Here is a 25,527-nt window from a genome sequence, read left to right as displayed (position 1 = left end):
ACATGAGTGGGTCGAACACTAATAGATTAGCTGACTAGTGTCCAGACGCCATTGCGCGATTCGTGCTTGCGCGCAACAAAGCGCCCCAGTCGAGCAATAATTCCTCTAATAACAATTGCTTATTGGGGTTTGCTCCACTTAATAATTGCCTTTTGGACAACAGAATTTTTTCAATATAGCGATGCAAAAGCGGCAAATTGAGATTGCTCAAGCGATCACGCCACTCCACTGGAGCCTGTTCCATTTGCAAATCTTCGGTGCCAACCCGCCAGCGGGCAATGCTGTGCAGCAAACCAAGAAACCACTCTATAAAACCGTGCACATCACCGCTGTGCCATTGTGCGGCCAGCTCAATGGCTGATATCTGCCCAAGACTCAGGCGAACAAACTGCTGTAACACCTGCTCGCGATGTTCCAATGCATCGCCCTGCAACAGGCTCAGTGCACCGAGTGGCGCGCCACGAGCAGCGACGAGAAGTGTTTCAGCCTTAGCGTTACTCCCCACCAGCAAGGGCGACAACCAATGCAACACTTGCTCCGAGCGAGGCATCGGAAATTTGCGCATCTGGCAGCGGCTGCGGATGGTCGGCAGAACCGAGCTAGGACTGTGGGTGATAAGAATCAGCAGAGTATTGGCTGCCGGCTCTTCAAGGGATTTCAGCAAGGCGTTCGCGGAATTACCATTCATCGCCTCTGCCGGCTCGATAATCACTACCTTATAGCCGCCCTGTTGCGCCGTTTTACTGAGCGACTCAGTCAGCTCCCGCACTTGATCAACCTTGATCGCCTTGCCCTCTTCCTCAGGTTCCAGCCACACCAGATCAGGATGGGTTTGCGCTTTATTCAACTCACAGCCACGGCATTTGCTGCAAGGTGTGCCTTCAATCGGCGATTGACACAACAACAATTGCGCCAATGCATCCGCCAGATGGCGCTTACCGATCCCCTTAGGGCCGGCAATCATCATGGCATGCGGCAGTTTTTGCGCTGCAATCTGCTGCACCAGCTGCTGCCATTCGCTCAATTGCCAAGGGTATGGATGGGCGGGAAAGTCACTCATGACATCACTCAATTAGATCGCACTGAATAAAAGATTGGGCAAGCTTAGCAAATTTGCGATAATCCGCGCCCGCTTAATTCAGCTTCAGGCTTACCGATGACCGATTCCCAGCTCGACATTTTGTACCTCGACGAGGATTTGCTCATTGCCAACAAGCCTGCGGGGCTGCTCTGCGTACCCGGCAAAGGCCCGGAAAAACAGGATTGTCTCTATAATCGCGCACTGAAATTTAACCCCAATGCGCGCGTTGCACACCGTTTGGATCAAGGCACATCTGGAATTGTGATGTTCCCGCTCAATTATCTGACGTTGAAAAACCTGACCCACAAATTCGAAGCGAGGGAAATCCACAAGCGCTATATCGCCGTTGTGGATGGTCTGGTTGCGGAGGATGAGGGAGAGATCAAGTTGCCGCTGATTTGCGACTGGCCAAATCGCCCATTACAGAAAGTCTGTTTCGAGAGCGGCAAAGCAGCCCATACGCGCTATCAGGTGTTGGAGCGGGATTTGGAAAAGAAGATAACTCGTGTACTTCTGGAGCCGGTCAGCGGCAGAACTCATCAGCTGCGCGTCCATATGCTAAGCCTTGGCCACCCTATGTTGGGCGACGGTCTCTACGCCCCTGAAGATGTACTCGCCAAAGCCCCGCGCTTGCTTTTGCATGCCCAAGAGCTGTGGCTGGATCATCCGATTACCGGCGTCGAAGTACGGGTACAAGCGACGCCCGATTTTTAACCAATCAAGCGGTTCAGTACAGTATCGATCTCTGCCTGCACTTCAACCAAGGTCTTACCCGCATCAACCAATGCATAGCGCGCCGGCGCTGTTTCAGCTCGTTGGCGATAAGCCGCGCGTACGCGCTCGAAAAACACAATCGCCTCGCTTTCAAAGCGATCCAATTCACCACGTTGACGAGCGCGATTCAGACCAAGCTCGACATCAATATCGAGGATTAGCGTCAGATCCGGGCGCAAATCGCCCTGAACCAACTGCTCAAGCTGTTCGATAGTGGATTTGCTCAGCCCCCTGCCGCCGCCTTGATAAGCGTAGGTCGCGTCGGTAAAACGATCACTTAACACCCAGGCGCCGCGCGCCAGAGCCGGCTTGACCACTTGCGCCAAATGCTGGGCCCGGGCAGCAAACACCAACAAAAGCTCCGCTGTTTCATCCACGGATTCATCGCGCTTACTGAGCAACAGGCTGCGAATCTCCTCGGCCAATGGTGTGCCACCAGGCTCCCGCGTGACAACGACTTCTAGGCCGCGCGCGCGCAGCCAATCGGCCACAAAAGCCAAATTTGTGCTCTTACCGACACCTTCGGTGCCCTCAATAGTCAGAAACTTACCGCGCTGCATAGCTCTCTCTACTGTTAAATTTACCCATTTACGCATTCCTTCCCTTTGGGGGAGCGCGTATCATACCGGCTTTTTCCAGCACCACCCTCTAAATCTCAAGGGAGATTCACCATGATCACATTACACACTAACTACGGCGATATTGTTATCGAACTGGATTTTGAAAAAGCGCCGAAAACTGCCGCTAACTTTAAGCAATATGTTGAAGAAGGTTTTTACAACGGCACTATTTTTCATCGCGTGATTGATGGTTTCATGGTTCAAGGTGGTGGATTCACCGAAGACTTTGAACAGAAAAAAACCCGCGACCAAATTGAAAATGAAGCTGATAACGGCTTGCAGAATTTGACCGGTACATTGGCAATGGCACGCACTAACGATCCACACAGTGCAACGGCTCAATTCTTTATCAATGTTAAAGACAACAGCTTTTTGAATCACTCTGGTAAAAATGCTTCCGGTTGGGGTTACTGCGTATTTGGCAAAGTGACCGACGGCATGGACGTAGTGAACAAAATTAAAGCAGTGAAAACCGGCAGCAAAGGTTTCCACCAAGACGTACCAAAAGAAGCCGTGATTATTCAAAGCGCGACCATTGCTGAATAATATGCATACGCTTTTCATTTCAGATTTACATCTCCACGAATCACGCCCGCAGATCACGCGGGCGTTTTTTCATTTTTTACGCACTCAGGCAATCGAAGCAGAAGCGCTTTACATCCTCGGCGATTTTTTTGATGTCTGGATTGGCGATGATGATGATGCTCAACTTTTGCAAGAAGTAGCAGATGAATTATTTGCACTGAAAGACAAAGGTGTTGCGATTTATTACCTGCACGGCAATCGCGACTTTTTGCTGGGAACCGACTACGCAAACAAAGCCGGAATGACCTTAATTCCCGACGGCACCGTTATCGATTTATACGGCACGCCGACACTATTGATGCACGGCGACAGTCTCTGCACCAGCGATGTTTCATACCAACAATTCCGCACTATGGTGCGCGGTGCTCCGTGGCAAACACAGTTTCTCGCACAATCAATTGCTGCTCGTCGCGCCATCGCTGCACAATTGCGCGAAAAAAGTGAAAGTATGAACAGTATGAAAGCGGATGATATTCTCGATATCACTCCCGCTGAAGCGCAAACACAAATGGAAGCCGCTCGTGTAACACGCCTGATTCATGGACATACCCATCGCCCGGCACGCCATCCGCTTATCATTAATGAACAACCAGCAGAACGTATTGTTCTTGGCGATTGGCATGATTCCGCATGGTGTATTAAAGCGGATGAAAACGGCGTTGAATTGATTGAATGGAAAATTTAAAAACACAACACCGAACAACATTATAATAAATGTCGCCGCAGGATTAAGTCTCATGACAATTGAAGGCACTCACGACAAACACACGCAGCAACAAAAAAGTCACCCTGAAGCCGACAGACTTTGCCAAGTTGCCAGACAGCAAATGGCTAAGTATGAATACCCCATGGCGATGGCTTCATTTCAGCAAGCCGTAAAAATTTCGGCCACCTGCATTAACGCTTATGTCGGGATGGCTGAATTATTCCAACTCCACGGCAATCGCAATAACGCATTACAGCTACTGAGCCATGCGTTAAAAATTGAACCGAAAAACTCTCTGGTTCGACGTCAAATGACCCCGCTAATTGCTGAACTAACGCCAACCAGCTTTAGCTTGGAATTGGAACGGGATTTAACACACTGCATAAGCGAACCAAGCATAGATCACCAATTGCTTGCGCGAGTGATTGGTGTTCATCTGAGCAACAAATACCTGGCATCAACGCAACTCAGCTCTACGAATACCACTCCAGAATTATTACAATCACTTGCAACTGACTCATTGTTTTTGTTGTATTTAATTCGCTGCATTAACACCAACCCCGGCATTGAGCGTTGGTTAACACAGATTCGTAAGGCTCTCTTACTCGCAACCTTGTTACCCAAAGATCATAATTACACTGAACTCGTATGTGCATTTGCGCTGCAAAGCTTTGCCAATGAATATGTATTTGTCGTTAGTGATGCCGAAGAAAAACAACTGACAATCATTGAAGGTGAAATCCGTTCATCCTCAGCTAATACAAGATTCAAGCTGTTGTTAGCATGCATGTATCGCCCCCTGTTTGATTTTGCAGACCAACACATATCACTTGCGCAGCTGCCAAATACCTATCTTGATCTATTAATAAAACGCACCTTGTCGGATCTACAACAAGAAGAACAATATCGGACGAGTTTTTCCCACATCGGCGAAATCACCTCCAGTAAAGCCGAAAACAGCATCTCCGATAAAGTGCGCAATCAGTATGAAGAAAACCCCTACCCGCGCTGGCAAATTCCACCAGCACCTATGCAAATACCTTTAACGCAAATACTGCGACAGCTACCCGGCGTTAAGCAGCAAAATTTACCTAAGGATAATATATCGGTATTGGTTGCCGGTTGCGGTACTGGCTTTGAGCCGATTGAACTCGCGCGAATGGACAGCAGCGCGCAGATTACAGCGCTGGATTTAAGCAGCAAAAGTCTCGCCTACGCAAAACGAACAGCCGATGAACTGCAGATTTCAAATATTGATTTCATTCAGGGAAATATTCTCGACACAGCTCAATTGAATAAAAAATTTGACCTGATCAATAGCACTGGCGTGCTGCACCATATGGAAAATCCGCAAGCAGGTTGGCAAGTGCTGTGCGGAATTCTAAAATCAGGTGGCGTTATGCGTATCAGCTTGTACAGCGAAATTGCGCGCCGCCGGGTTGTTATCGCTCATCAACGCATTAAAGAGTTAGCGCTTGGCGATTCAAACAAGGATATAAAGACATTTCGCGCTCACGTCTTCTCCCAACCTGCAGGGTCTCCATTAGCAGAGCTTGCCCATAGCGATGATTTTTACAGTTTGAGTGGCTGCCGGGATTTACTGTTCCATGTTCAGGAACATCGTTTCACATTGCTACAACTAAAAACGATCATTGCAGAACTGGGATTGATAGCTGTCGGTTTTGATGCGCCCGCTTGGGCTCGCCAACAATTTCAGCAACAACATCCAAACATTAAAGATGCGCTGGATTTGGTGAAATGGCACGAATTTGAGACTACACATCCAGACACATTTGTTGGCATGTACGCGTTATGGCTACAAAAAGTAGAGTGAGAACAAAAAATAGCCCTGCCGAATCCTTCAGAGCTATTTTTTGAATAGGAACGATTTAACACTAATCAGCTGCGGTTGCGGCTCGTCATCATATACAAACCACCGATGATTACAAAAACCGGCCACCAAGTCCAAAACGATAAATCAAGCAAAAACAATAACGAGACAAAAATAATTGCACCAGCTGAAACCAATGAATTGGCAACAGCAGCACCCATTCCCTCCCTGCGATAAGCGCTAAAAGCCTGCTGTAACGGCCCAATGGCTGCCAGCAAAATAAAAAACGCCCACCAATTGTGGAAGTCCAAAAAGAACAGCTCGAAGCCAAGGTTACGCGCGAGCAGTAAACCGCCAATAACAACAACTGCTATACCCAAAGGTAAGCTGCTTGAAGCCAGGCGGCTTTTTCTCGCGGCTGGAGATGGCAAATCGTTTTCGTTTGGGTTGGACACAATTAACTCCTTTGTTTATCGATGCACCTTGTTGGACATCATAAACCGGAGGATAGATTCACGTACATATCAATGTTTTAAAACGTCTTCCGCGGCATTTACCAAAAAGATATAACTCGCCGCCAGATTAACAACATATTCATTCTCTCCCCAAAAGAACGGCCAGTCTTCGTGATTCTCGGGATAATCAGGTTTTAAAATCAGGATACCTGGAACAATCCCGCCTGAGATAAACGAAAAATCGGCGCGATTCATTCCATAAGCAACTTCTTTTGAGCGAGTTCCGACATTCGATACTAACGATAAGTTGTGCGCTGGATGAGTCCCATACAGGAAGTTCAAACCTTGCAGTACTGACTCACGATCGACTACATCCGGAAATGCTTTGTGGATATAGTAGTTATTGATTGAGTTGCGAATTACCCAACCACTCCCCGCCCAACCACCTTCATTAATCGGTACACCAAACGGATTTTTGCCTTCTGCCGCAACCAAGTCTTTTTGATAGATTTGCGCTGCCGCTTTTACCTGCACTTTAAACCCTTCTGGCATATATGGCATTGCGCGAATAAACCAGGAGGCGGTAAATCCAAACTCTACCTTAGTGAACAATTTTTCGATTGCATTTGCGTACTGCGCGTCGCCGGTCGCGATTAATAATTCCGTCGCCGCTTTTAATTGCTCATGTTCTAATTTTCCACCGGTGGTATTTCCCCAGGTGAAAGTGTCGGGCTTTGGTTTAGCCTGCTCATCCAGCCATACTTTTTTGGCCGTTATCAAACATTCTTTAGCTAATACATCGTTATAACCGGTAAGTGCACGGCTTGCAGCAGCCAGTGCAGCAGCAGAACCATAATTTAATGATGACGACTTACTGGTAAATGCCCAGCGGTCATCAAACTTTCCGCTTTTGAAACCATCGATTTCCAACTCGGATTTTTTGGGATCGTAAATCAAATTATCGGTTTTAGTTATGCCGTCGCCCAAATGATGGTATTGGTCAATATGTGCCTCAACAATACCGGGAATCGCATGCCCCAGAGCGCGGTGCTGCGCAATTAATGCGAGCGTGCCGTGTTCAATTTGTTGCAACACATCCGGTTTACCATCTGCAGTATGCAGATCGACAAATTTACGGGTGTAATCCACGCTCGTTGTGTCACGCTTTAGACCAAAAGTTTCCCACACAGTGACCAATGTATTCACAACATCGTATTGGGTTTGGGTGCGGATATCATAATCACCTGCGTCATACCAACCACCAATATTTAAACCGGGAATATGCTCGCCGGGCTTATATTGTGTATCTGTTGTTGGCCCTTGCGCGTATAAATCAAAATGCTCGTGATTAACCGGTGCCTGCAAGGCATCATCAAGATGAGATGCACCGTGCCATACACGATAAGACTCATTCACTGTTACATGATCCATTTGCACCGGTAAATACATATCCAATGTTGGATGCCATGCATTTTGATAAACCAATTTATCGATACGGAAACTATGGGTATCCTGATCGCCATAGCGAATTACATACAAACCCGGCTCTTGTACTTTACTGAAATCAAACTGACGATATTCGTAGCGCAAATATTTCCCCCAACTTTTGGGTTTTTCGCTCAATACGATTTTACGTGTGCCATCTGCATTGATTTTTATCAGGCTCGCTTTCTGGATTTTTTTATCGCGCGCATCCAATTCAATCACCGCCACTTTTTTCTGCGCAGGATGATAGCCAACTTGCGAATGGGCAATCATTGGCTCTCGCAACCAGTTTTTTTCAGTCGCAGCATCAATTTGCCATTCGATTACCGTGCCGGTTTTATTGGCCGGAATTTTACTGCGCACCACAAACCAACCGTTCTGCGCCTTGCCTCGTCCATCGTAAAGCTCCAAAGGCACACCATTAGTCTGAATACTGATACGACATTTGGAATCTTCTGGCGCAAGCACTAATCTCTGCCCTTGTGCGAGTGCTACAGCATGCGCTTTATCATTAATTTCTTTTAACCCTGTTGGATAAGCAGGGAAGCCGCCCGCTTGATCATCCATCAAAAACGATTTATGAAAATATGCGGATGGTAGAAATTCCAGATTAAAACCCGCTTTCCCCTCAAGGGATTTGGGAAGCGGCTTTGGCAAGTTGACAGTCAGCCGAACACCGGCCGCATTTTTTATCACTTTGATAGAAAAATCGAACTGCTGATCGGGATAATGCAAAAACGCTTCAATGGACTGTTCCGCGCGATTTACTTTGCGCTCCTTGAACATGGGCGTCATATCCCACTGCTCTGGTGTCGCATTCAGGCGCACATCGCCGTTAGTCACAGTGCGCTCACCATGGTGAATCAGCTCGACACCGCTGGTTTTTGAATCGCTAAATAGCCCGTCGTACCAATTGCTAAACACCAGCACGTTAAGACCGGTTTTTTCAAAATAGTCTTTATCGTTAAGGGTAAGATCGTTTTGTGCCTGGACTGGCAAAGTGAGGAAGACAAACAAAATAGCGAGGAGAACCCGCCATTGACCGAGTTGATATGCCATGTGTAACTCCTGATTATTATTAGATAACACTTATAGTCTAATTGCACATAACATACTGGTATACAAGATTTACACTAAATAACGGAGGATAAACGTAACGCTCTTTTCACCATATGTTCACATCTCCGCTCCAACCAACTCTACCTCCTAACAAATTTATTAGCCCATAAAAAAACGCGCACCTTGCGGATGCGCGTTATAAAAAAAGCCGTTGAAAGCGGGAAGATTATTTAGCGCGATTGCGCTTACGCAATCCAACCAGGAACATAAGTGACATTAAAGCCAAACCAAGCGAGCCAGGTTCGGAAACAGTCGCCGCAGTACGATGCAATGTCACATTCAATGAATTGTTAGCTTGGCTAAATTCCCAATTCCAATCGTTACCCAAACCATTAAATAAAAACTTCGAATAGTCGAGACCAACAATACTATTCGACTTCAACACACTGAAAACTTGTCCATCAGTGAAATTATCACCGCTAAAATTCAGTTGAAAAATACTGGAGTCAAGCAAGCTCAACACTCCATGTACATTTAACGAATCCTGCGCGCCGCTATCAAAGAAATCGAGATAAGTTGTACCCGCCAAGCTTACATCTGAAAAAAAATCAAGGCTTCCAGCTCTGTCAGCCGTAGCACCAATTGAAAAACTTGAACCGCTCAGCAAATTAATCGCATCGGCATGCAAGCTACCTGTGCCGCTCAAGTTTTCCAGCGATTGTGCACCGCCAACTGTCCAATTACCGCCTTCAATTTGGATAGATTCAAATTCTTTCGTCACACCAAGTTGGCCAGTACCGGAGCCAGCCAAAATCAATTTATCTTTTCCGCTTCCGCCCTTAACAGCACCTTCGGTGGTGGAACCAGTTGCAACTACCAGCGTATCGTTACCACCGCCCAAATCTATTGCGGTATCGCCAGTGCGGCTGCGAATAGTGCCGGTATTCTGCAGGTAATCATCCCACTCGCCCTGAAATACAATACCAGTTGATTTCGCATCGATGGTGCCATGATTTGTTAATGTGGTTTTTCCAAAAGCAGCACCACCTTCACTATCGTCAATTAAAATTCCGCGATCCGAACTGTAAATTGTCGCACCGGCATAGTTATTAATAGCACCGCCGCCCATCGCAATACCATCGGCGCGATTAAAATCGGTAGGACCATCTTTAACACCACCAGCACCATTTGCTTCGATGCGACCATAATTATCGATGCTACCGATGCGATCAATATCAACACCATCGCCATCACCATCTACCAATGACGCATCGAAATTACCCGAAATAGTCCCGTAGTTAACAACGCTGCCGGTGTTATCCAAATTAATTCCAGAACCGTTATGGCCGCTAATTAATCCACCTACCGCGTTACTTACATTCACCACACCATCACCGGTAATTCCATGGCGACCACCTTCGATAACACCGCCGGTTTGGTTTTTCACAGTGCCACCAAAACTTTGGAAGTCAATTGCTTCGCTGGACAAATTCACTGCGCCTGAAACCAGCCCTGCACCACCGCCGATGATTTTTCCGTAATTGATTACAGTACCGTTACTACCCGGGCGAATTCCGTCAGCGTCTTTAGTGCTAATAACACCCGTTGCTTTGTTAACAATTTCAACCGTGCCATTTTCAATCGCATTAAAATCCAGCGCCTGACCGGAAGCAGAATAAATATAACCAGCGTTATCAACATTTACAGAACCAACAGTGGCAGATGAGAAATTAATGCGCACTGCATCATTGCCACCGAGAATTTGTCCGGTTTCCGAGTTTTTCAACACCAGTGAACGCCCTGCACCACCACTGCTACTGGTATCAATCGCACGACCACCGCTCGTAGTTGCCTGAACCGTACCACGGTTATCAATAGTCACCGTGCCCGCTGTTGCACCAGACCAGGTAATGGTTTTATCCGATGCACTCAAGTTAGCGCCTTGATTAACCACACCGGTTTCATTACCGGTAATGGTCTTTACACCACTTGAATTGGTATTAGCCGCAATCTCAAACGGCACCGCCCAACTTGCAGAAGCGCAGCCAGCCAATACCAAAGCAAGTAAGTTTTTAGAAAATCCAGCAGATGCGAGGCTGGTTTTTGAAGAAGTAGTTTTCATTATTGATTCCCCGGCGTTATCCCAGTTGAGAAATTAGACGCCAAAGAATCGACAATAATTGTTACAAAATGATGAAAATGACTGGGCCGTCAAAAATTAGCCAAACATACGCAAGCGAGAAGACACAATTATTAATTAGAGCACAATGAGTATCACTAACATGACACCAATCAACCTCTGATTAATGTCAAGATCAAGGATGCTTAAAGTTGGCAGGATCTACGATAATATTGAGAGTACTAATTGCATGCCTGTCTCTATTTAACCATTCACAGTTCATTCGCTTTAAAATTTCCATTTCATTCTTGCGAATTGAGACGTGGACAGGATAACTAGCCGAAAACTCTTGATCCTTTTCATACCCGCTCAATTCCTCTCCCAACCAGGAAATGGCCTCTTCGAGCCGCGCCAATGCGGCTGGGTTAAGCTGAAAAAAATACTTCCCTTCGACAGATTCCAGATTTCTCTTTGCTAAAAACAAGATTGAAGTTCGGCAATCATTACTCTTTTTGTAAATCGAAGTATCGAGATCAATAATGAATTTGTCGTAATAAAGGTTTAAATCACTAATTAAGATGAAAGCTCGTCCTTGTGGGCGAATCTCTTGCAACCGATCTCGAGTTTGCTTTGGATATCTCCGCTCGAAATTATCCATTACAAATTCAAGAAATTCGCCCGACACAGATACATCTGAAAAAATGCCATCGTTTTTTGCCTGAGCAAACAACTTAGGGACATTATGCTTATTCAATTCTTTAATCGGACAGTTGTGTTGAAATAAGCTAAAGGCACTTTTGATTTGCGCCTCTATTGCATAGGCGCACATCAAGGCAGCCATTTGCATCTGATTGTTTTCCCATAAAGTTCGCGCAGCAACGTAGTAGTCATACTTTTGCTTAGTCCACATTTCCAACAGTCCATCGTTCTCATTTCTCACAACCAATCAACCTGCCAAGTTTGAAAATTTTTAAAAAACCACTCCTGAATGAAACCGAAACTCCTCATCTGCGCCCTCAATCAAGGTTTTTTCCAGCGCTAGAAATTCTTGCACACGAGCAGAAATATCGGCACCTTCGGCGGCGCGTTTGGCTAGGGTTAAATAATCTTCGTAGTGGCGGGATTCGGATTTTAGGAGGGACAGATAGAAAGTTTTCAGCTCATCATCGAGATAAGGAGCAACTTTGGCGAAGCGTTCGCAGGAGCGGGCTTCGATGATTGCGCCGCAGATGAGGGTGTCTATGTAGCGACCGGGTTCGGAGGTGCGGACTAGTTTGCGCAATTCACCGGCATAGCGGCCGGGAGTGATTTGATCGTAGGAAACTCCCCTCGCCTTCATAATTGCCATTACTTGTTCGTAGTGACGCAACTCTTCGCGTGCGAGGCGGGACATTTTGTTCATCATGTCGAAATCGCCTACGTAGCGGAACATTAAATTGACCGCTGTAGATGCCGCCTTTTTTTCGCAGTTGGCGTGATCAAGTAATAACAGTGCTTGATTGTCCAATGCATTTTTTACCCAGGCGTCCGGGGTTTCACAATGGAGAAATTGCTGGATTTTGGCTAAGGCAGTCATAGGGTAAAAACTATTTTTGTTGATCGAGGGTTTCAGCAGTAACGAAACAAGGTGATATATAGCGTTCGTAGTGCGCACAGGAAAGCGCGTAATAATCCTTATCAATATTATCGCGGATAACCGTTAGCGGAGTGTCTACCCACTTCACTTGCAATGACAATCCGTACAAAGACAAATCCTGAATCTGGCTTGCTCCGGCGCGCAACAAATCAAATGCCCAACAGTATGGATTCTGCTCGGGTTTGAATTGGATTTGCTGGTGTTTAATTTGCGTGAGCAGTAATTTTTCATCATTGACTTGAATCATATTCTGCACAATTTGTGTAAGAAAATGCTCCAGCCGCTGTGCGATCAGCAAACGCTGCTCGTGGGTATAACTGTTCCAGTCGATAACTTCGTGACCAAAGCGTTTGCAACCACGGCAAACGCTATCGCCGATACCGGTAGAACAAATCCCCACACAGGGAGTTTTTACGGGTTTTAATACAAGCATAAAATCATTTTTTAACGCGAGCCATTTCTACAGAAATGGCTCGCTGGTTTTAGTAAGACGGGTTAGTACGCAGAGCCAGTAATTGCCAAGTCAATTTTCCACAGCGAGCCAGCGCCGGTCAGGAAAAGGGTTTTACCTTCTGCACCACCGAACGCAGCGTTAGTGAGATTTGCATCGAACGCAGCTTGCGCAATTTGTTCACCTGCAGGTGTGTACACACGCAAGGTACGCGCAAGATGCTCAGTCACATAAATATTGCCGAGGCAATCTACCGCCATGCCATCAGGGATAACAATATTGGTTACCAAATCTTTTCCAGCTTGCGGCACACCATTAACAATCGGATAAGCGCGCAGCAAACCTTGTTCGCCACCACCGTTAACATAAAGCACATCTTCTGCTGGCGATAACGCAATACCGTTTGGGTTGCGGATGGTGTCATCAACCAAGGTTACTGTGCCATCGGTCGCAACACGATAAACGCCAGTCTTTTCTTGTCCACCCGGTGCGGCTTCACGTTGGAAATCCGGATCAGTGAAATAGATTGTTCCGTCTTTTGCGACAGCTATGTCATTGGGCGAATTAAATACGTTACCGTTGAATTGCTCTGCCACAGAGCTGCGCTCGCCTGTTGCCGGGTTGTAACGCGAGAGACTTTTGTATTTATGGGTTGCTGCGATTAATTGGCCATTGTTATCCACTGCAAGACCGTTACTACCCGAATCATCAATCGCAGTTGTGACCGCACCATTTGCATCCAATTTTTGAATGCGCGATGAAAAACCGTTGGTGAAAACGAAATCGGAAAAATACAGCGAGTCATTGATCCACACAGGACCTTCAAATAAACCCGGCTCGGTACGGGTGGTGTTGGCAGCTTCGATACGAACCGGCGTTAATTCGCCGACTGGGGCAATGCCTTCACAGGCTACCACTGGCGCTGCTGCAGTCGCAGTAGCTGCCGGAGCGGTTGGCTCAGCAGCGACCGGAGCTTCGGTTTTTTTCTGATCACAACCGGCGATACCTGCCAGTAAACCTGCCATCAGGGTGGAAATCAGTAGAGTGCGAGTTGTTTTCATATTGTCCTCATTCTTATTGGCTATGCCATTTTTATCGTTGCCGTAGGGTTTAATTGAATATTCAAATAGGGTCGCCACCTTATCACAATCGACATCATTATCGGCCTTAAGCATCAACCTTAAAATCGTTGCGTTTATGTGCTGCGCATTAACAGCCCGCGTCGCTTGAGGTATACTCTGCACCCGATTTAACGCTCTCTTGCGAGCATCTTTAAGAGCGCTTAATTTTTGAACGCTCTTAGTCATCCATGAAGGCCATGGATAGTCTCCTGAAGCAGAGATCCTGCCGAGGGAGTAAACCCCACACTAATGAGGATAAAACCGTGCTTGAAGCCTATCGTAAACAGGTCGCAGAACGCGCCGCTGAAGGTATTCCACCAAAACCGCTTAACGCCGAACAAGTTGCAGGATTGGTCGAGCTATTAAAGAGTCCCCCCGCTGGTGAAGCTGAAGTATTACTGGATTTGATCACCAACCGCGTTCCGCCCGGCGTTGATGAAGCCGCCTATGTTAAAGCCGCTTTCCTGAGCGCGATTTTGAAAGACGAAGCCTCTTCCCCCCTGATCGATAAGCCTCTCGCGATTAAACTGCTCGGTATGATGCTCGGCGGTTACAACATCGAAACTCTGGTTAACCTGCTTGATGACGCCACCTTGGCACCTTTGGCAGCCAAAGAACTCAAGCACACCCTGTTGATGTTTGACGCATTCCACGATGTGGAAGAGAAAGTAAAAGCGGGCAACCCACACGCGAAAGAACTAATGCAATCCTGGGCTGATGCCGAGTGGTTCACCAGCAAGCCTAAAGTTCCCGAGAGCACCAAGCTCACCGTATTTAAAGTCACCGGCGAAACCAATACCGATGACTTGTCACCAGCACCAGATGCATGGTCACGCCCTGATATCCCGCTGCACTCACTCGCTATGTTCAAAATGGCACGCGATGGCATCACCCCTGACGAGCCAGGCAAAATCGGCCCGATCAAGCAACTCGAAGCGCTTAAAACCAAAGGTTTCCCACTGGTATTTGTGGGCGACGTGGTTGGTACCGGCTCATCACGTAAATCAGCGACCAACTCCGTATTGTGGTTCATCGGTGAAGACATTCCCGGCGTGCCTAACAAGCGTACCGGCGGTGTGTGCATCGGCAGCAAAGTAGCGCCGATTTTCTACAACACCATGGAAGATGCTGGCGCTTTGGTATTCGAAGCACCGGTTGATGACCTGAACATGGGTGATGTGATTGAGATTCGTCCTTACGAGGGCAAAATCCTTAACGGCACCACTGGTGCTGTGATCTCTGAATTCAGCCTCAAATCAGACGTGTTGCTGGACGAAGTTCAAGCTGGTGGCCGCATCCCTCTGATCATCGGTCGCGGCTTGACCACCAAAGCGCGCGCTTCATTGGGCTTGCCAGCAAGCACCTTGTTCCGTTTGCCAGAAGCACCGGCTGATAGCGGCAAGGGCTTTACTCTCGCCCAGAAAATGGTAGGTAAAGCGTGCGGCGTAACCGGTATTCGCCCAGGCACTTACTGCGAACCCTACATGACTACCGTAGGTTCGCAGGACACCACTGGCCCGATGACCCGTGACGAACTGAAGGACTTGGCGTGCCTCGGCTTCTCTGCCGACCTAACCATGCAATCTTTCTGTCACACCGCTGCTTATCCAAAGCCAGTGGATATCGAAACCCAACACACCCTGCCCGACTTCATTATGACTCGTGGCGGTGTTTCCCTACGTCCGGGCGACGGCATCATCCATAGCTGGTTGAACCGTATGTTGCTGCCTGACACCGTAGGTACCGGTGGCGATTCGCACACCCGTTTCCCAATCGGCATATCCTTCCCAGCTGGTTCTGGTTTGGTAGCGTTTGCTGCTGCGACTGGCGTTATGCCACTCGATATGCCTGAATCAGTTCTGGTTCGTTTCAAAGGCGAATTGCAACCAGGCATCACCCTGCGTGACTTGGTAAACGCGATTCCTCTGTACGCTATCAAAGCCGGTTTGCTGACCGTTGAGAAAAAGGGCAAGAAGAACATCTTCTCTGGCCGCATTCTTGAAGTTGAAGGCCTGCCTGATCTGAAAGTAGAACAAGCGTTTGAAATCTCTGACGCATCAGCTGAGCGTTCAGCTGCTGGTTGTACTATCAAGTTGGACAAAGCACCAATCATCGAATACATGACCTCCAACATCACCATGCTGCGCTGGATGATCGAACAAGGTTACGGCGATATCCGCACCCTTGAGCGTCGCGCACAGAAAATGGAAGCTTGGATTGCCAACCCTGAGTTGATGGAAGCTGATGCCGATGCTGAATACGCAGCGATCATCGACATCGACTTGGCGGACATCAAAGAACCAATCCTCGCCTGCCCTAACGATCCGGACGATGTGAAAGTATTGTCAGATGTTGCCGGTGCAAAAATTGATGAAGTGTTCATCGGTTCTTGTATGACCAACATCGGTCACTTCCGCGCTGCCGGTAAGTTGCTGGCATCAACCAAAGAAGAGCTGACTACCCGTCTGTGGATTGCACCGCCCACCAAAATGGACGAGCACCAATTGATGGAAGAAGGCTACTACAGCATTTACGGCGTAAAAGGTGCACGCACCGAAATGCCAGGCTGCTCACTCTGCATGGGTAACCAAGCGCGTGTAGCTGCAAAATCGACTGTGGTATCTACCTCCACCCGTAACTTCCCGAACCGTTTAGGTGAAGGCGCGAACGTGTATTTGGCCTCTGCGGAATTAGCGGCGATTGCAGCTGTAATCGGCAAGTTGCCGACTCCAGATGAATACCAAAGCTACGCCAGCAAAATCAACAGCATGTCTGCTGATATCTACCGTTACCTCAACTTCAATGAAATTGAGAGCTACCAAAACGCCGCCAATGAAGGCAAGCGTATTGCAGCAGTAGAGATTCAAACTGTTGCAGTTTAAGTAGCAAATCGCTCCAATAAAAAAGCCCGCGGAATGCGGGCTTTTTTACATCTGCAATTTGGTTTTGAAATGATTAGCGCAATCCTTTGCGCCGCGATTTTATTTCTCGAAACTAATATCTTGCAAGCGAACTTCCGCCGTTGTTTTTTGCTCTGGCTGTACCTTGATGTACAACTCGGAAAAACCACTGCTGCTCTTAAGCGTAATACTGTCCCGATCATAGGTTTTTAAACCGGATGGTGAAATTGTGCCCGAACCTAGCACTTCACCCTCGGCGTTGTCGCGACGAATCTCTACCAACCATTTGGTTGTTTCTTTGAAAAAGATTGCTCCAATTTTTACCGACTTCACAGAGGTTAAATCGTAGCGACCTATACCAAATCCAGATACGCCTTCGCTACCCAGCACTTTAATCGTTTTGATTTCATTGTAAGTATCTTGCTTGGCTTCTTTGGTTGCCGTAGCCGCATTAAATACACTATCAAAATCCAAACGTGGTGGAATCAATTTTATTTGTTCAGTCACCGCTATCGGAGCCAAATTATTTGCGCCCTTATCCGTGTACTTGGCAGTGAAAACATATGCCTCCCCATTTACGCTATAAGGCTTATTGGAGCCCACTGCCGCCGAATTTTTCTGATGCGATTTAAGATCAACCGAACCTGATAACGCCAATCCTTTTGGTGAATGATCTTCTGCCAAGGACAGCACATAAGTCGCCAATGCTGTACGCTCAGCCTCACTCAGACCAGAGAACGCAGGCATATTCATTTCACCCCAAACACCAGCGCCACCGTTAGCCAGTTTATTCACCAGATACACAAGTGCTTTGGAATCCTTCTGATATTTTTTAGCAACATCACGGAATGCCGGACCAACCATTTTTTCATCCAGCTTATGGCAACCCAGACAGTTATTCGCATCAACCAACGCTTTACCTTGATCAATTAAATTAGCGGCTTGATGCCCAAGCGCTGACTTTTTCTCAGGCTCGACATAAGTAAAGGTAACCAGTGGATTGCCGTTTTCAACCGCAGATATAACGCCATCTTCCTGATCATTAACGGTAAAGGTGTAGTTAAACTGTTTGGTATCAGGCCAGAAAAACGATTGGTTTTGGCTAGTCGAGAAAGCAATCACGGGTGGTTCGTTACCAATTTCAAGCGGAGTAGTGAAAAGTGATTTAGCGCCCTGCACATCTGTTACTGCCAGCTCCAAATTGTATTTACCCGGTTTATCCAATGCGAGATTCAACTCCACCGCATCACCAAGGGCGCGCTCGGGACATGAAGCATCTGCACAATGCAACTTCCAAGCGTAAGTAATTTTATCGCCATCAAGATCAACAGATTTTTTTGCGGATGCATGAACTTTTGCCGGAACACCGAATTGGGTTTTCTCCAACGTAATTTCTGCAACCGGCGGGCGATTACCTGCACCAACGTATTCGATACGAGCTAAGCGCGCATCCGGGTTACCGGTAAACCATGACATTCCGTATTCGAGTACATACAAAGTACCATCAGGCGCAAAGCGTGCATCAATCGGTAATGCGTAATTAATTTGTGGAGCAAAGGGTTCTATTTTTTGTATACGCCCCTGCGCATCAAAACTCACCACCTTCACCCAAGCGCGCATAAAATCGAGAATAAATAATTTATTATCGTAATAAGCAGGATAACGATTTACTGATGCAGGATAAGCTGCCGAGCGATACACATCTGCTACCAGCGCGGTACGACCACCAGTGCCCATTTCAGGAAACACATCCGAAATTCCGTAGGGATAAGCAATAAACGCTGGCTGTGCAGGGGGCAATTGTTTTGCGCCAGTGTTGTTGGGTGAGTTGTTAACAGGATTACTGACATCAACAAAAGCGCCCGGCTTTTTCTCTACGTAATCATACTGATTGTACGCACGGTTTTGACCAATCACTAATGGCCAACCAAAATTGCCTGGAGCAGTTACGCGATTGACTTCATCGTAACCACGCGGACCTTTCTCATCAGAATCATTGCTTGCATCAGGGCCTACGTCGCCGTAGAAAAGTGTGTTAGTAGGTTTATCAAAGGTAATACTGTAGGGGTTGCGCGCGCCCATTACATAAATCTCGGGACGACCTTGAGTTGCATCAGTAAATAAATTGCCTGCCGGAATATCGTAACCACCTTCAGCCTTCGGAATAATACGCAGCACTTTTCCGCGTAAATCATTGGTGTTACCTGCACCGCGCAAGCCATCATTCTTTTTCATATCCTTGCGGAAATCGACTGGTGCATAACCATCCTGATCATGAGGATTGGTGTTATCTCCGGTTGAAAAAAATAACGCACCATTGCTATCAAATTCTAAATCGCCACCGGTATGGCAGCAGTTTTTATCAATCGCATACTGCAGGATTTTTTTCTCACTGGCTGGATCGACTTTGTTATCGCGCCATTGAAAACTTGAAAGCCGTTGATGGAAATTGCCTTCATCGTCCTTAACGGTAAACACAGCAAAGATGCGCTGGTTTTTCGCAAAATCAGGATCTACCGCAACACCAACCAGACCCCATTCCATAAATTTATCGTAACCAACATTTAGTAACTTGCCCGCGTCAGTGGTTTGACCGGTTTTATAATCGACACGATTGAAAGCCCCCGGACGCAATGCAATCAGTGCATCACCATTGGGAAAGAATGCAAGCTTCACCGGCTCGTTTAAATTATCGACAAGGGTTTTCTTGATAAAACGATTATTTTCAGGACGGGATTTGGTGTAATCCAAACGCGGTTTGAAACCGGTGCGATGATTCAACCCAACTGCGTAAGTCATACCGCCGAGCAAATGCTGTAACAAATCCGGGTTGGAAAAAGATTCACTGGTGTGCCCCATACCGGTATAAAACGCGCGACCGCCATCGTAATCGTGATACCACGAAATGGGATGGTCATGGCCGTGCCCACCACCCTGATAGGTCGACTCATCAACCTTCGCAACCACGTTGATAAATTCATACATATCGCGATAGTTGTACCACTCATCTGCAACACTGATTGAATCAGGCAAAGCCTCAGTCGACAGATGTTTTTTATCGACAAAGTTCACTGTCGCTTGCTGGACATTACTTGGCGTGTTGGGGTGATCCTTAAATACCGCGCCTACCAAATTGCGATACCAAAACCAATCGCCTTCCCATTCAGTATCGGCCGCCGCGTGAATCCCGACAAAACCACCACCGGCTTGTATATAGCGCTCCATCGCCAGTTCCTGATTTTCATCAAGCACATTGAGCGTGGTGTTTAAGAAAACAATTGCGTTGTATTGGCTTAATTCGGCATCGGTAAAAAGTGCGGCATCTTCGGATGCAACAACCGTGAACTTATTTTCTTTAGCCAACTTCTCAAACGCAGCGATTCCTGCGGGAATTGAGTCATGGCGCCATCCGGCAGTTTTGCTGAACACCAAAACCTTGGCACCGGCAATACTCTGCTTCTGGCCTGCAGACATAACACTGTCTGCCGAATTTGCCGGTGCAGCAGATTCAGGGGTGCCCTGCCCGCAGGCAGTAAGTAAAAAGAGTGTGGCCAATAGCGGAAGCCATTGCGCCTTTAATATTGATTGTTGACGAAGATTGCCCATTACCAAACCTTTAGCTGTATGTAGAGTGTTTTTTTAGTCGTTGTTGGAGATATTTTTTGGATAGAGGTGATGCACGAACCAAATATTATTAAAACTATAGAACCGGTCCGGTAAAAAAGCACATCCCTGAAAATGAAAATGCCGCTGATAATATCAGCGGCATTTAGCCTATGCCTGCGGGTTTACGCTTATAAACGCTTCTTTTCGCGACTGTTCGAAACCGCACTTAACCGCGCGACTTTTCCAGCCAACGCTGCAAGCGGCTTTCCAAATCATCGTAGCGAATTGGCTTGCTAATATAGTCGTCCATTCCTGCAGCCAAATAGGTATCGTGATCCGTTTCTGTCGCCGTTGCCGTTACTGCCACAATAGGCAAGTGACGCAAGCTGTGAGTAGCGCGCTCGTATACACGAATTTTTTGCGCGGCAACTATGCTCTCTTCCTCTTTCATGTCGTAGTCCATCAACACCAAATCAAAGCGCTCTTTTTCTACGATTTCAACAGCCTCAGAGCCGTCTTGCGCTATTTGCACATAGCAGCCAAGCTTCTTCAGCATTGCACTGATCACCATCTGGTCAACACGATGATCTTCCACCAGCAACACGCGCGGAACAGCGGGCGTGCCCAGTCCGTCGCGCTCAAGCGGTTTGCGCTCTTCATCCAGATTCAGGTTCAGCAGTTTTTGTACTGCTACATCATGTAAACGCTTCCGCATGATGGGTTTTTCAATCACGCAAATCTGTGGATGGCTACGTAAATGCAATTTCATTTCGGGGCTGTCGCTTTGCAAAATACTCATCGCAATAATTTGCTTAACATCGGCGATATCCGGATGCGCAGCAATTTCACGCGAAAGCGCCAAGCCATTCATATTGTTGAGCTTGGTAAAAATCAATACCAAATCAAATGGTTCACCAGCCTTCACCTGCTCTTGCAACTTCGCAACTGCCTGCTGACCAGGTGTAATGACCGTGCTCATTCCCCACGCAGAAATTTCGTCGGCGAGCGCGTTTGCATTGCTATCAGGCAAATCAACTAGAAGCGCCCGCTTGCCACGTAATTTATGCTCAGAACCAAAACGGCGCTCTTCATGGGAAACCACTTGCAACGCGACATTAATAAAAATACGGTTGCCGCGATTTCTATTTTCACGCAGATGGATGCTACCACCCATGCACTCGGCCAGACCTTTACAGATCGACAAGCCGATACCATTCAAATTACTTTCACGTGCTTCTGGGTCGTTTTCACCCGCGACATTTTTTTCGCTATCACTGATGATAACTTGTAACTCGCCAAAGTCATCTTGCTCCTGATGAAAGCGCGCCTCGATGTAGACATGCTCAATACGACTGGCTTTCAAGGTGTGATTGAGTAAGGTTGCAAGAATCTGGTTTAAGCGCGCTACGTCACCTTTAACGCGCAGCGGCATATTCGGATCGAACATGTAATAAAGCTCAATCCCTTGCTGGTGTGCATCGAGGGTAAAATCCTGCACAAACTTTTCCAGCACCCGGCGCACATCAAATTCAACTTCATCCAATACCAAAGTCTTGGTGGTGATCTTGGAAAAGTCGACCACGTTATTCACTAAGTCGATTTGCCGCCCTGTGGCTTTATTGGCGGTGGCCAATAGTTCGCGGTGATGCTCGGATAATTGGCTGTCATCAATCAACGACAAGGTACTCATTACATCGCTAATCGACGAGCGAATTTCTTGCCCCAAATTAACAAGAAACTCATTTTTTAATTCGATCTGCGCTTGCGATGAACGCTTTTCATTTTCCAAACCTTGTGCACGCTCGCGCAAAGAATAATGCGCTTCCAACCGTTCCCAATAAGCGAAAGATGTCACCTTCCCTTGATGGCTGAGCATGACGTAAAACACCAGCATAATACTGCCGTACAAAACACCTTCTGGCGTTCCAAGCAAAATCGCCGTTAATGCCGCCGGTATTTGTCCGATCGCAAGATACAAACTGAGAAAATGTCGGTAAGGCGCAAACACGTTAGAAACGCTGGAGTAAAACACTACCGAATAAAGCCACATCACCAAGGTTTCGCCGCGCATTCCTTGCACCCAAGTCAGGGTTACGAGAATGACACTCCACCAGGCAGCACCGAGACAAGATGCAAAAAAGTATTGGTTACGCCAACGCGCAGGCGCGCGCGCATACAAGCTGTCGAAGCGGAAAAGATAATAGCTGCGAACCAATGTCACCAGTAACAGCCCCGTCACCAAAATGATGGCGAGATCGTGCTCTTTCTCCTGAAATTTACCGAACGCAAGGCATAGGATAAAAACAATAAAATTGAGGATCAGGCCACGACGACTGTACTTGGCAACGCGCGCGTCGGTTTCACGCATGATCGCGCGGTCTTTTTGAACCTTGGTGGCGGGGACAAAAAAATGAAACATAGTGGTTCCAAAGTGGTTCAGATGGTATAGCGATATTTAAATAGCCTAGCCGAGCAAATGGACAAAAACCTCTTTAATCACAAAAACCATGATCGCAAAACCTAGCACCCCAAAAAGTACAAATGTCCCGAACTTGCCGGCTTTGGATTTTTTAGCCAGATCCCACACGATGAAAAACATAAAGATAATCAAACCACCGCCACAGATGTACATCGCCCAGCTTTCAAATTGTTCGATAGTCATTGTTAATAAAGCCTGTAAGTAAAAATGGATGAAGTCGAATGGGGCGGCATTGTACCGAAAACCCAAGCGAAAAACCGTCCAAAAGCAGGATTGATACTTTGAAGTAAGAAGCTAAGGGGAAATAAAAAGGCCGCTCGATTGCGGCCTGTGGGGAAAAGCAGGAGAAAGCGTTAAAGCTGCTCCAATAGTTGGGGGACTGCATCAAATAAATCGGCGACCAGCCCGTAGTCGGCTACTTGAAAAATAGGTGCATCAGGATCTTTATTAATCGCCACTACTACACGTGAGTCGCGCATGCCCGCGATATGCTGCACGGCTCCCGATAGTCCCACTGCAATATATAAATCAGGTGCGACTATTTTGCCCGTTTGGCCAACTTGCAGGTCATTGGCCACAAACCCCGCATCAACAGCCGCGCGCGAGGCACCAACAGCGGCGCCGAGCTTATTGGCAAGCTGGTAAAGCAGCTGGAAGTTTTCGCCATTTTGCATACCGCGCCCGCCGGACACCACTATGCGTGCAGCGGTTAGATCAGGACGATCTGTCGGTGCGATAGCCTGACTGATAAATCGGCTTAATGATCGTGAAGGAGGTGGAATTACAGCCGCTATCGGGGCAGCTACGGCAGATGCATCACCCAGGGTTATCGCGTGAAATGCACTGCCCCGAATGCTTAACAGCTTTATCGGCTGATCCGTTGCCACACAAACCAACGCGCTTCCCGCATAAATTGGCCGTTTGAAGCTGGACGCTGACTCTATCGCAACCACATCGGTGATGGGCTGGATATCCATCAACGCAGCGACACCCGGTATTAAGTTTTTTCCGTAAGTCGTCGCCCCCACAATGATATAAGCATAATCCCGCGCAAGCTCTGCGAGCCAAGGGACAAGGTTTTCTGGCAACTGGTGCTCGCAGCTGTCTGAATCTGCCACCAGCACTTGCCGGATGTCCGGTACGCGGGCAGCCGAAGCCGCCAAATCAGCACAAGCTTTACCAATCACTAATAAATCCACATCCAAAGATGTGAACTCCCTCAGGCGCTTTATCGCCCCCATCACTTTTAGGTTGATATCAGCAAAACCCTTATTGTCCTGCTCCACTAACACCAGTGCCCGCTCATTTTGCACCTGACTCACAGTACATTGGCCTCCTGCCGTAATTTATCGACCAGCTCGGTAATGCTTTCGACTCTGACACCCTGCTTACGCGACTTGGGGGATTCAACAGAAAGGACTTGCAGATGGTTTTTGAGCTCTAGGCCCAGATCCGCCAAGGGAATTACCGCCAAAGGTTTTTGGCGCGCCTTCATTATGTTGGGCATGGTAGGAAAGCGAGGCTGGTTGAGGCGTAGATCCGTGGTGATGACGGCAGGAAGCTTGAGCGCCAACGTTTGCAAGCCAGCATCCAGCTCGCGCGTCACCCAGACTTCATCACCGTTAAGTTCGATCTTCGAGGCAAAAGTCCCCTGAGAGTAACCGCTCAAAGCAGCAAGCATCTGGCCGGTTTGATTGTGATCACCATCAATGGATTGTTTACCTACCAACACCAGCTCCGGCTGCTCTTGTTTAATCAGCGCATGGAGCACTTTAGCTAAACCCAGAGGCTCAAGGGATTCTTCGGTCTGGATATGGATGGCGCGGTCAGCACCTAGCGCCAGAGCGCTGCGCAGTTGCTCCTGCACCGCCACAGACCCGACACTCACAACAACGATTTCATTCGCATATCCCTGCTCTTTCAGGCGCACAGCCTCTTCAACAGCGATCTCACAAAAGGGATTCATGGCCATTTTGGCATTGGCGATATCCATACCACTGCCATCGGAGAGAGGGTGTACACGGACGCTATGGTCCACGACACGTTTGACTGCTACAACAATTTTCAAGACGCTTTCCTTGTGCTTTTTATTTTAGGAGTGAAGTGATTTCCACCTGCATGTTCGTTTGACGATATTGTCATTCAAACACATATCCCAGAGAGCCTCTAGATAACTTATGCGCATTTTCATTAGTAATTAGACAAGATGGCGCGCAAATATTCTTTTTGAGTGAATATCCGCTTATGTACGATACAGTTAGCTTTGCGTAAACTGCCGACTGTCATATTAGCCTCACTGTAGAACGGATCGTTTATGCGAATTACCAAGCTTGCCGCCATCGCTTTTACCTGTATTTTTCTAACTGCCTGTGTTTCATCACTCCTGATTGGCAACCAACTACAAAGCAAATTGATGTGGTCATTCCTAAAACCATTGGTTGGATTTGATCCGAATGAAGTGAATCTATTTGAAACCCCAATGGTAAAAGACCGCATGACGGCAATTTTGGGTGATAAATACGAGCCCACCATGAAGTTGCTGCGCACTGCGCAAGAGATCCAGCAAGAAGGCGCCCTCTTCTATGTCGCCTCGCGGTATGCGCCACCACAGGTTCAGGC

Annotated in this window: 19 protein-coding genes and 1 pseudogene; 6 read left to right on the top strand and 14 right to left on the bottom strand. The window is 47.4% G+C overall.

Annotated features, from left to right (window positions below; genetic code table 11):
- Nucleotides 1-34: 34 nt before the first annotated feature.
- Nucleotides 35-1,060, bottom strand: coding sequence for a DNA polymerase III subunit delta' (locus AAGC78_RS17780; protein ID WP_435785447.1), 1,026 nt, complete (start codon nucleotides 1,058-1,060; stop codon nucleotides 35-37).
- A gap of 96 nt (nucleotides 1,061-1,156) precedes the next feature.
- Here AAGC78_RS17780 and AAGC78_RS17775 point away from each other — a divergent pair, with 96 nt between their 5' ends.
- A complete protein-coding gene (locus tag AAGC78_RS17775; RefSeq protein WP_435785446.1) occupies nucleotides 1,157-1,795 on the top strand; it encodes a pseudouridine synthase in 639 nt (212 codons plus the stop codon).
- Here AAGC78_RS17775 and tmk read toward each other — a convergent pair.
- Complete coding sequence (tmk, locus tag AAGC78_RS17770; protein ID WP_435785464.1) at nucleotides 1,792-2,415, bottom strand: dTMP kinase; 624 nt, start codon at nucleotides 2,413-2,415, stop codon at nucleotides 1,792-1,794. The two genes, AAGC78_RS17775 and tmk, sit on opposite strands and share 4 nt — an antisense overlap.
- A gap of 111 nt (nucleotides 2,416-2,526) precedes the next feature.
- Between tmk and AAGC78_RS17765 the strand changes: the two genes are divergently transcribed.
- The 3 genes from AAGC78_RS17765 to AAGC78_RS17755 are packed head-to-tail and all read left to right on the top strand — an operon-like array spanning nucleotide 2,527 to nucleotide 5,600.
- Nucleotides 2,527-3,021, top strand: a complete 495-nt coding sequence (locus AAGC78_RS17765) for a peptidylprolyl isomerase (RefSeq protein ID WP_435785445.1) — start codon at nucleotides 2,527-2,529, stop codon at nucleotides 3,019-3,021.
- A 1-nt stretch (nucleotide 3,022) separates the two neighbouring features.
- The gene (locus AAGC78_RS17760; RefSeq protein ID WP_435785444.1) at nucleotides 3,023-3,745 is read left to right on the top strand and encodes a UDP-2,3-diacylglucosamine diphosphatase; all 723 of its coding nucleotides are present in this window, start codon (nucleotides 3,023-3,025) and stop codon (nucleotides 3,743-3,745) included.
- Nucleotides 3,746-3,797: 52 nt separating this feature from the next.
- Nucleotides 3,798-5,600 (top strand): methyltransferase domain-containing protein, encoded by a 1,803-nt coding sequence (locus AAGC78_RS17755; protein ID WP_435785443.1) that lies wholly within the window; start codon nucleotides 3,798-3,800, stop codon nucleotides 5,598-5,600.
- 65 nt (nucleotides 5,601-5,665) lie between these two features.
- On the opposite strand, the gene AAGC78_RS17750 is transcribed toward AAGC78_RS17755, so the two are convergent.
- The 7 genes from AAGC78_RS17750 to AAGC78_RS17720 all read right to left on the bottom strand — a co-directional run bounded on the left by AAGC78_RS17750 (nucleotide 5,666) and on the right by AAGC78_RS17720 (nucleotide 13,977).
- Nucleotides 5,666-6,052, bottom strand: a complete 387-nt coding sequence (locus AAGC78_RS17750) for a LiaF transmembrane domain-containing protein (protein ID WP_435785442.1) — start codon at nucleotides 6,050-6,052, stop codon at nucleotides 5,666-5,668.
- Between the two features lie 69 nt (nucleotides 6,053-6,121).
- Nucleotides 6,122-8,596: a glycoside hydrolase family 9 protein gene (locus AAGC78_RS17745; protein WP_435785441.1), complete on the bottom strand. Its 2,475-nt coding sequence runs from the start codon at nucleotides 8,594-8,596 to the stop codon at nucleotides 6,122-6,124.
- Between the two features lie 226 nt (nucleotides 8,597-8,822).
- A complete protein-coding gene (locus tag AAGC78_RS17740; protein ID WP_435785440.1) occupies nucleotides 8,823-10,718 on the bottom strand; it encodes a hypothetical protein in 1,896 nt (631 codons plus the stop codon).
- Nucleotides 10,719-10,911: 193 nt separating this feature from the next.
- A complete protein-coding gene (locus AAGC78_RS17735) occupies nucleotides 10,912-11,655 on the bottom strand; it encodes a hypothetical protein (protein WP_435785439.1) in 744 nt (247 codons plus the stop codon).
- A gap of 30 nt (nucleotides 11,656-11,685) precedes the next feature.
- Nucleotides 11,686-12,291 (bottom strand): tRNA-(ms[2]io[6]A)-hydroxylase, encoded by a 606-nt coding sequence (locus AAGC78_RS17730; protein ID WP_435785438.1) that lies wholly within the window; start codon nucleotides 12,289-12,291, stop codon nucleotides 11,686-11,688.
- A 10-nt stretch (nucleotides 12,292-12,301) separates the two neighbouring features.
- Complete coding sequence (locus tag AAGC78_RS17725) at nucleotides 12,302-12,784, bottom strand: DUF1289 domain-containing protein (protein ID WP_435785437.1); 483 nt, start codon at nucleotides 12,782-12,784, stop codon at nucleotides 12,302-12,304.
- A gap of 62 nt (nucleotides 12,785-12,846) precedes the next feature.
- Entirely contained in the window at nucleotides 12,847-13,977 is a 1,131-nt protein-coding gene (locus AAGC78_RS17720) for an SMP-30/gluconolactonase/LRE family protein (RefSeq protein WP_435785436.1), read from the bottom strand.
- 209 nt (nucleotides 13,978-14,186) lie between these two features.
- On the opposite strand from AAGC78_RS17720, the gene acnB reads away from it, so the two are divergent.
- On the top strand, nucleotides 14,187-16,805 hold the full coding sequence (gene acnB, locus AAGC78_RS17715; RefSeq protein WP_435785435.1) for a bifunctional aconitate hydratase 2/2-methylisocitrate dehydratase: 2,619 nt from the start codon (nucleotides 14,187-14,189) through the stop codon (nucleotides 16,803-16,805).
- A 99-nt stretch (nucleotides 16,806-16,904) separates the two neighbouring features.
- On the opposite strand, the gene AAGC78_RS17710 is transcribed toward acnB, so the two are convergent.
- The 5 genes from AAGC78_RS17710 to AAGC78_RS17690 all read right to left on the bottom strand — a co-directional run bounded on the left by AAGC78_RS17710 (nucleotide 16,905) and on the right by AAGC78_RS17690 (nucleotide 24,976).
- The gene (locus AAGC78_RS17710; protein ID WP_435785434.1) at nucleotides 16,905-20,429 is read right to left on the bottom strand and encodes a ThuA domain-containing protein; all 3,525 of its coding nucleotides are present in this window, start codon (nucleotides 20,427-20,429) and stop codon (nucleotides 16,905-16,907) included.
- Nucleotides 20,430-20,655: 226 nt separating this feature from the next.
- Entirely contained in the window at nucleotides 20,656-22,848 is a 2,193-nt protein-coding gene (locus tag AAGC78_RS17705) for a response regulator (protein ID WP_435785433.1), read from the bottom strand.
- A gap of 45 nt (nucleotides 22,849-22,893) precedes the next feature.
- A complete protein-coding gene (locus AAGC78_RS17700) occupies nucleotides 22,894-23,091 on the bottom strand; it encodes a DUF2788 domain-containing protein (protein ID WP_435785432.1) in 198 nt (65 codons plus the stop codon).
- Between the two features lie 170 nt (nucleotides 23,092-23,261).
- Nucleotides 23,262-24,230 (bottom strand): FAD-binding protein, encoded by a 969-nt coding sequence (locus tag AAGC78_RS17695; protein WP_435785431.1) that lies wholly within the window; start codon nucleotides 24,228-24,230, stop codon nucleotides 23,262-23,264.
- Entirely contained in the window at nucleotides 24,227-24,976 is a 750-nt protein-coding gene (locus tag AAGC78_RS17690; protein ID WP_435785430.1) for an electron transfer flavoprotein subunit beta/FixA family protein, read from the bottom strand. Before AAGC78_RS17690 ends, AAGC78_RS17695 begins: the two co-directional genes overlap by 4 nt.
- A 246-nt stretch (nucleotides 24,977-25,222) precedes the next feature.
- Here AAGC78_RS17690 and AAGC78_RS17685 point away from each other — a divergent pair.
- Nucleotides 25,223-25,527, top strand: a pseudogene (locus AAGC78_RS17685) (hypothetical protein); the annotation flags it as partial.

It is taken from the genome of Cellvibrio sp., assembly GCF_039207905.1.
In the GTDB taxonomy this organism is placed as follows: Bacteria; Pseudomonadota; Gammaproteobacteria; order Pseudomonadales; family Cellvibrionaceae; genus Cellvibrio.
This window is presented reverse-complemented; position numbering and strand designations above follow the sequence as displayed.

What these genes read in the sequence shown, in the direction of transcription:
- AAGC78_RS17780 (WP_435785447.1), bottom strand. Translation starts at nt 1,060, where the DNA reads ATGAGTGACTTTCCCGCCCATCCATACCCTTGGCAATTGAGCGAATGG.
- AAGC78_RS17775 (WP_435785446.1), top strand. Translation starts at nt 1,157, where the DNA reads ATGACCGATTCCCAGCTCGACATTTTGTACCTCGACGAGGATTTGCTC.
- tmk (WP_435785464.1), bottom strand. Translation starts at nt 2,415, where the DNA reads ATGCAGCGCGGTAAGTTTCTGACTATTGAGGGCACCGAAGGTGTCGGT.
- AAGC78_RS17765 (WP_435785445.1), top strand. Translation starts at nt 2,527, where the DNA reads ATGATCACATTACACACTAACTACGGCGATATTGTTATCGAACTGGAT.
- AAGC78_RS17760 (WP_435785444.1), top strand. Translation starts at nt 3,023, where the DNA reads ATGCATACGCTTTTCATTTCAGATTTACATCTCCACGAATCACGCCCG.
- AAGC78_RS17755 (WP_435785443.1), top strand. Translation starts at nt 3,798, where the DNA reads ATGACAATTGAAGGCACTCACGACAAACACACGCAGCAACAAAAAAGT.
- AAGC78_RS17745 (WP_435785441.1), bottom strand. Translation starts at nt 8,596, where the DNA reads ATGGCATATCAACTCGGTCAATGGCGGGTTCTCCTCGCTATTTTGTTT.
- AAGC78_RS17740 (WP_435785440.1), bottom strand. Translation starts at nt 10,718, where the DNA reads ATGAAAACTACTTCTTCAAAAACCAGCCTCGCATCTGCTGGATTTTCT.
- AAGC78_RS17730 (WP_435785438.1), bottom strand. Translation starts at nt 12,291, where the DNA reads ATGACTGCCTTAGCCAAAATCCAGCAATTTCTCCATTGTGAAACCCCG.
- AAGC78_RS17725 (WP_435785437.1), bottom strand. Translation starts at nt 12,784, where the DNA reads ATGCTTGTATTAAAACCCGTAAAAACTCCCTGTGTGGGGATTTGTTCT.
- AAGC78_RS17720 (WP_435785436.1), bottom strand. Translation starts at nt 13,977, where the DNA reads ATGCTTAAGGCCGATAATGATGTCGATTGTGATAAGGTGGCGACCCTA.
- AAGC78_RS17710 (WP_435785434.1), bottom strand. Translation starts at nt 20,429, where the DNA reads ATGGGCAATCTTCGTCAACAATCAATATTAAAGGCGCAATGGCTTCCG.
- AAGC78_RS17705 (WP_435785433.1), bottom strand. Translation starts at nt 22,848, where the DNA reads ATGTTTCATTTTTTTGTCCCCGCCACCAAGGTTCAAAAAGACCGCGCG.
- AAGC78_RS17700 (WP_435785432.1), bottom strand. Translation starts at nt 23,091, where the DNA reads ATGACTATCGAACAATTTGAAAGCTGGGCGATGTACATCTGTGGCGGT.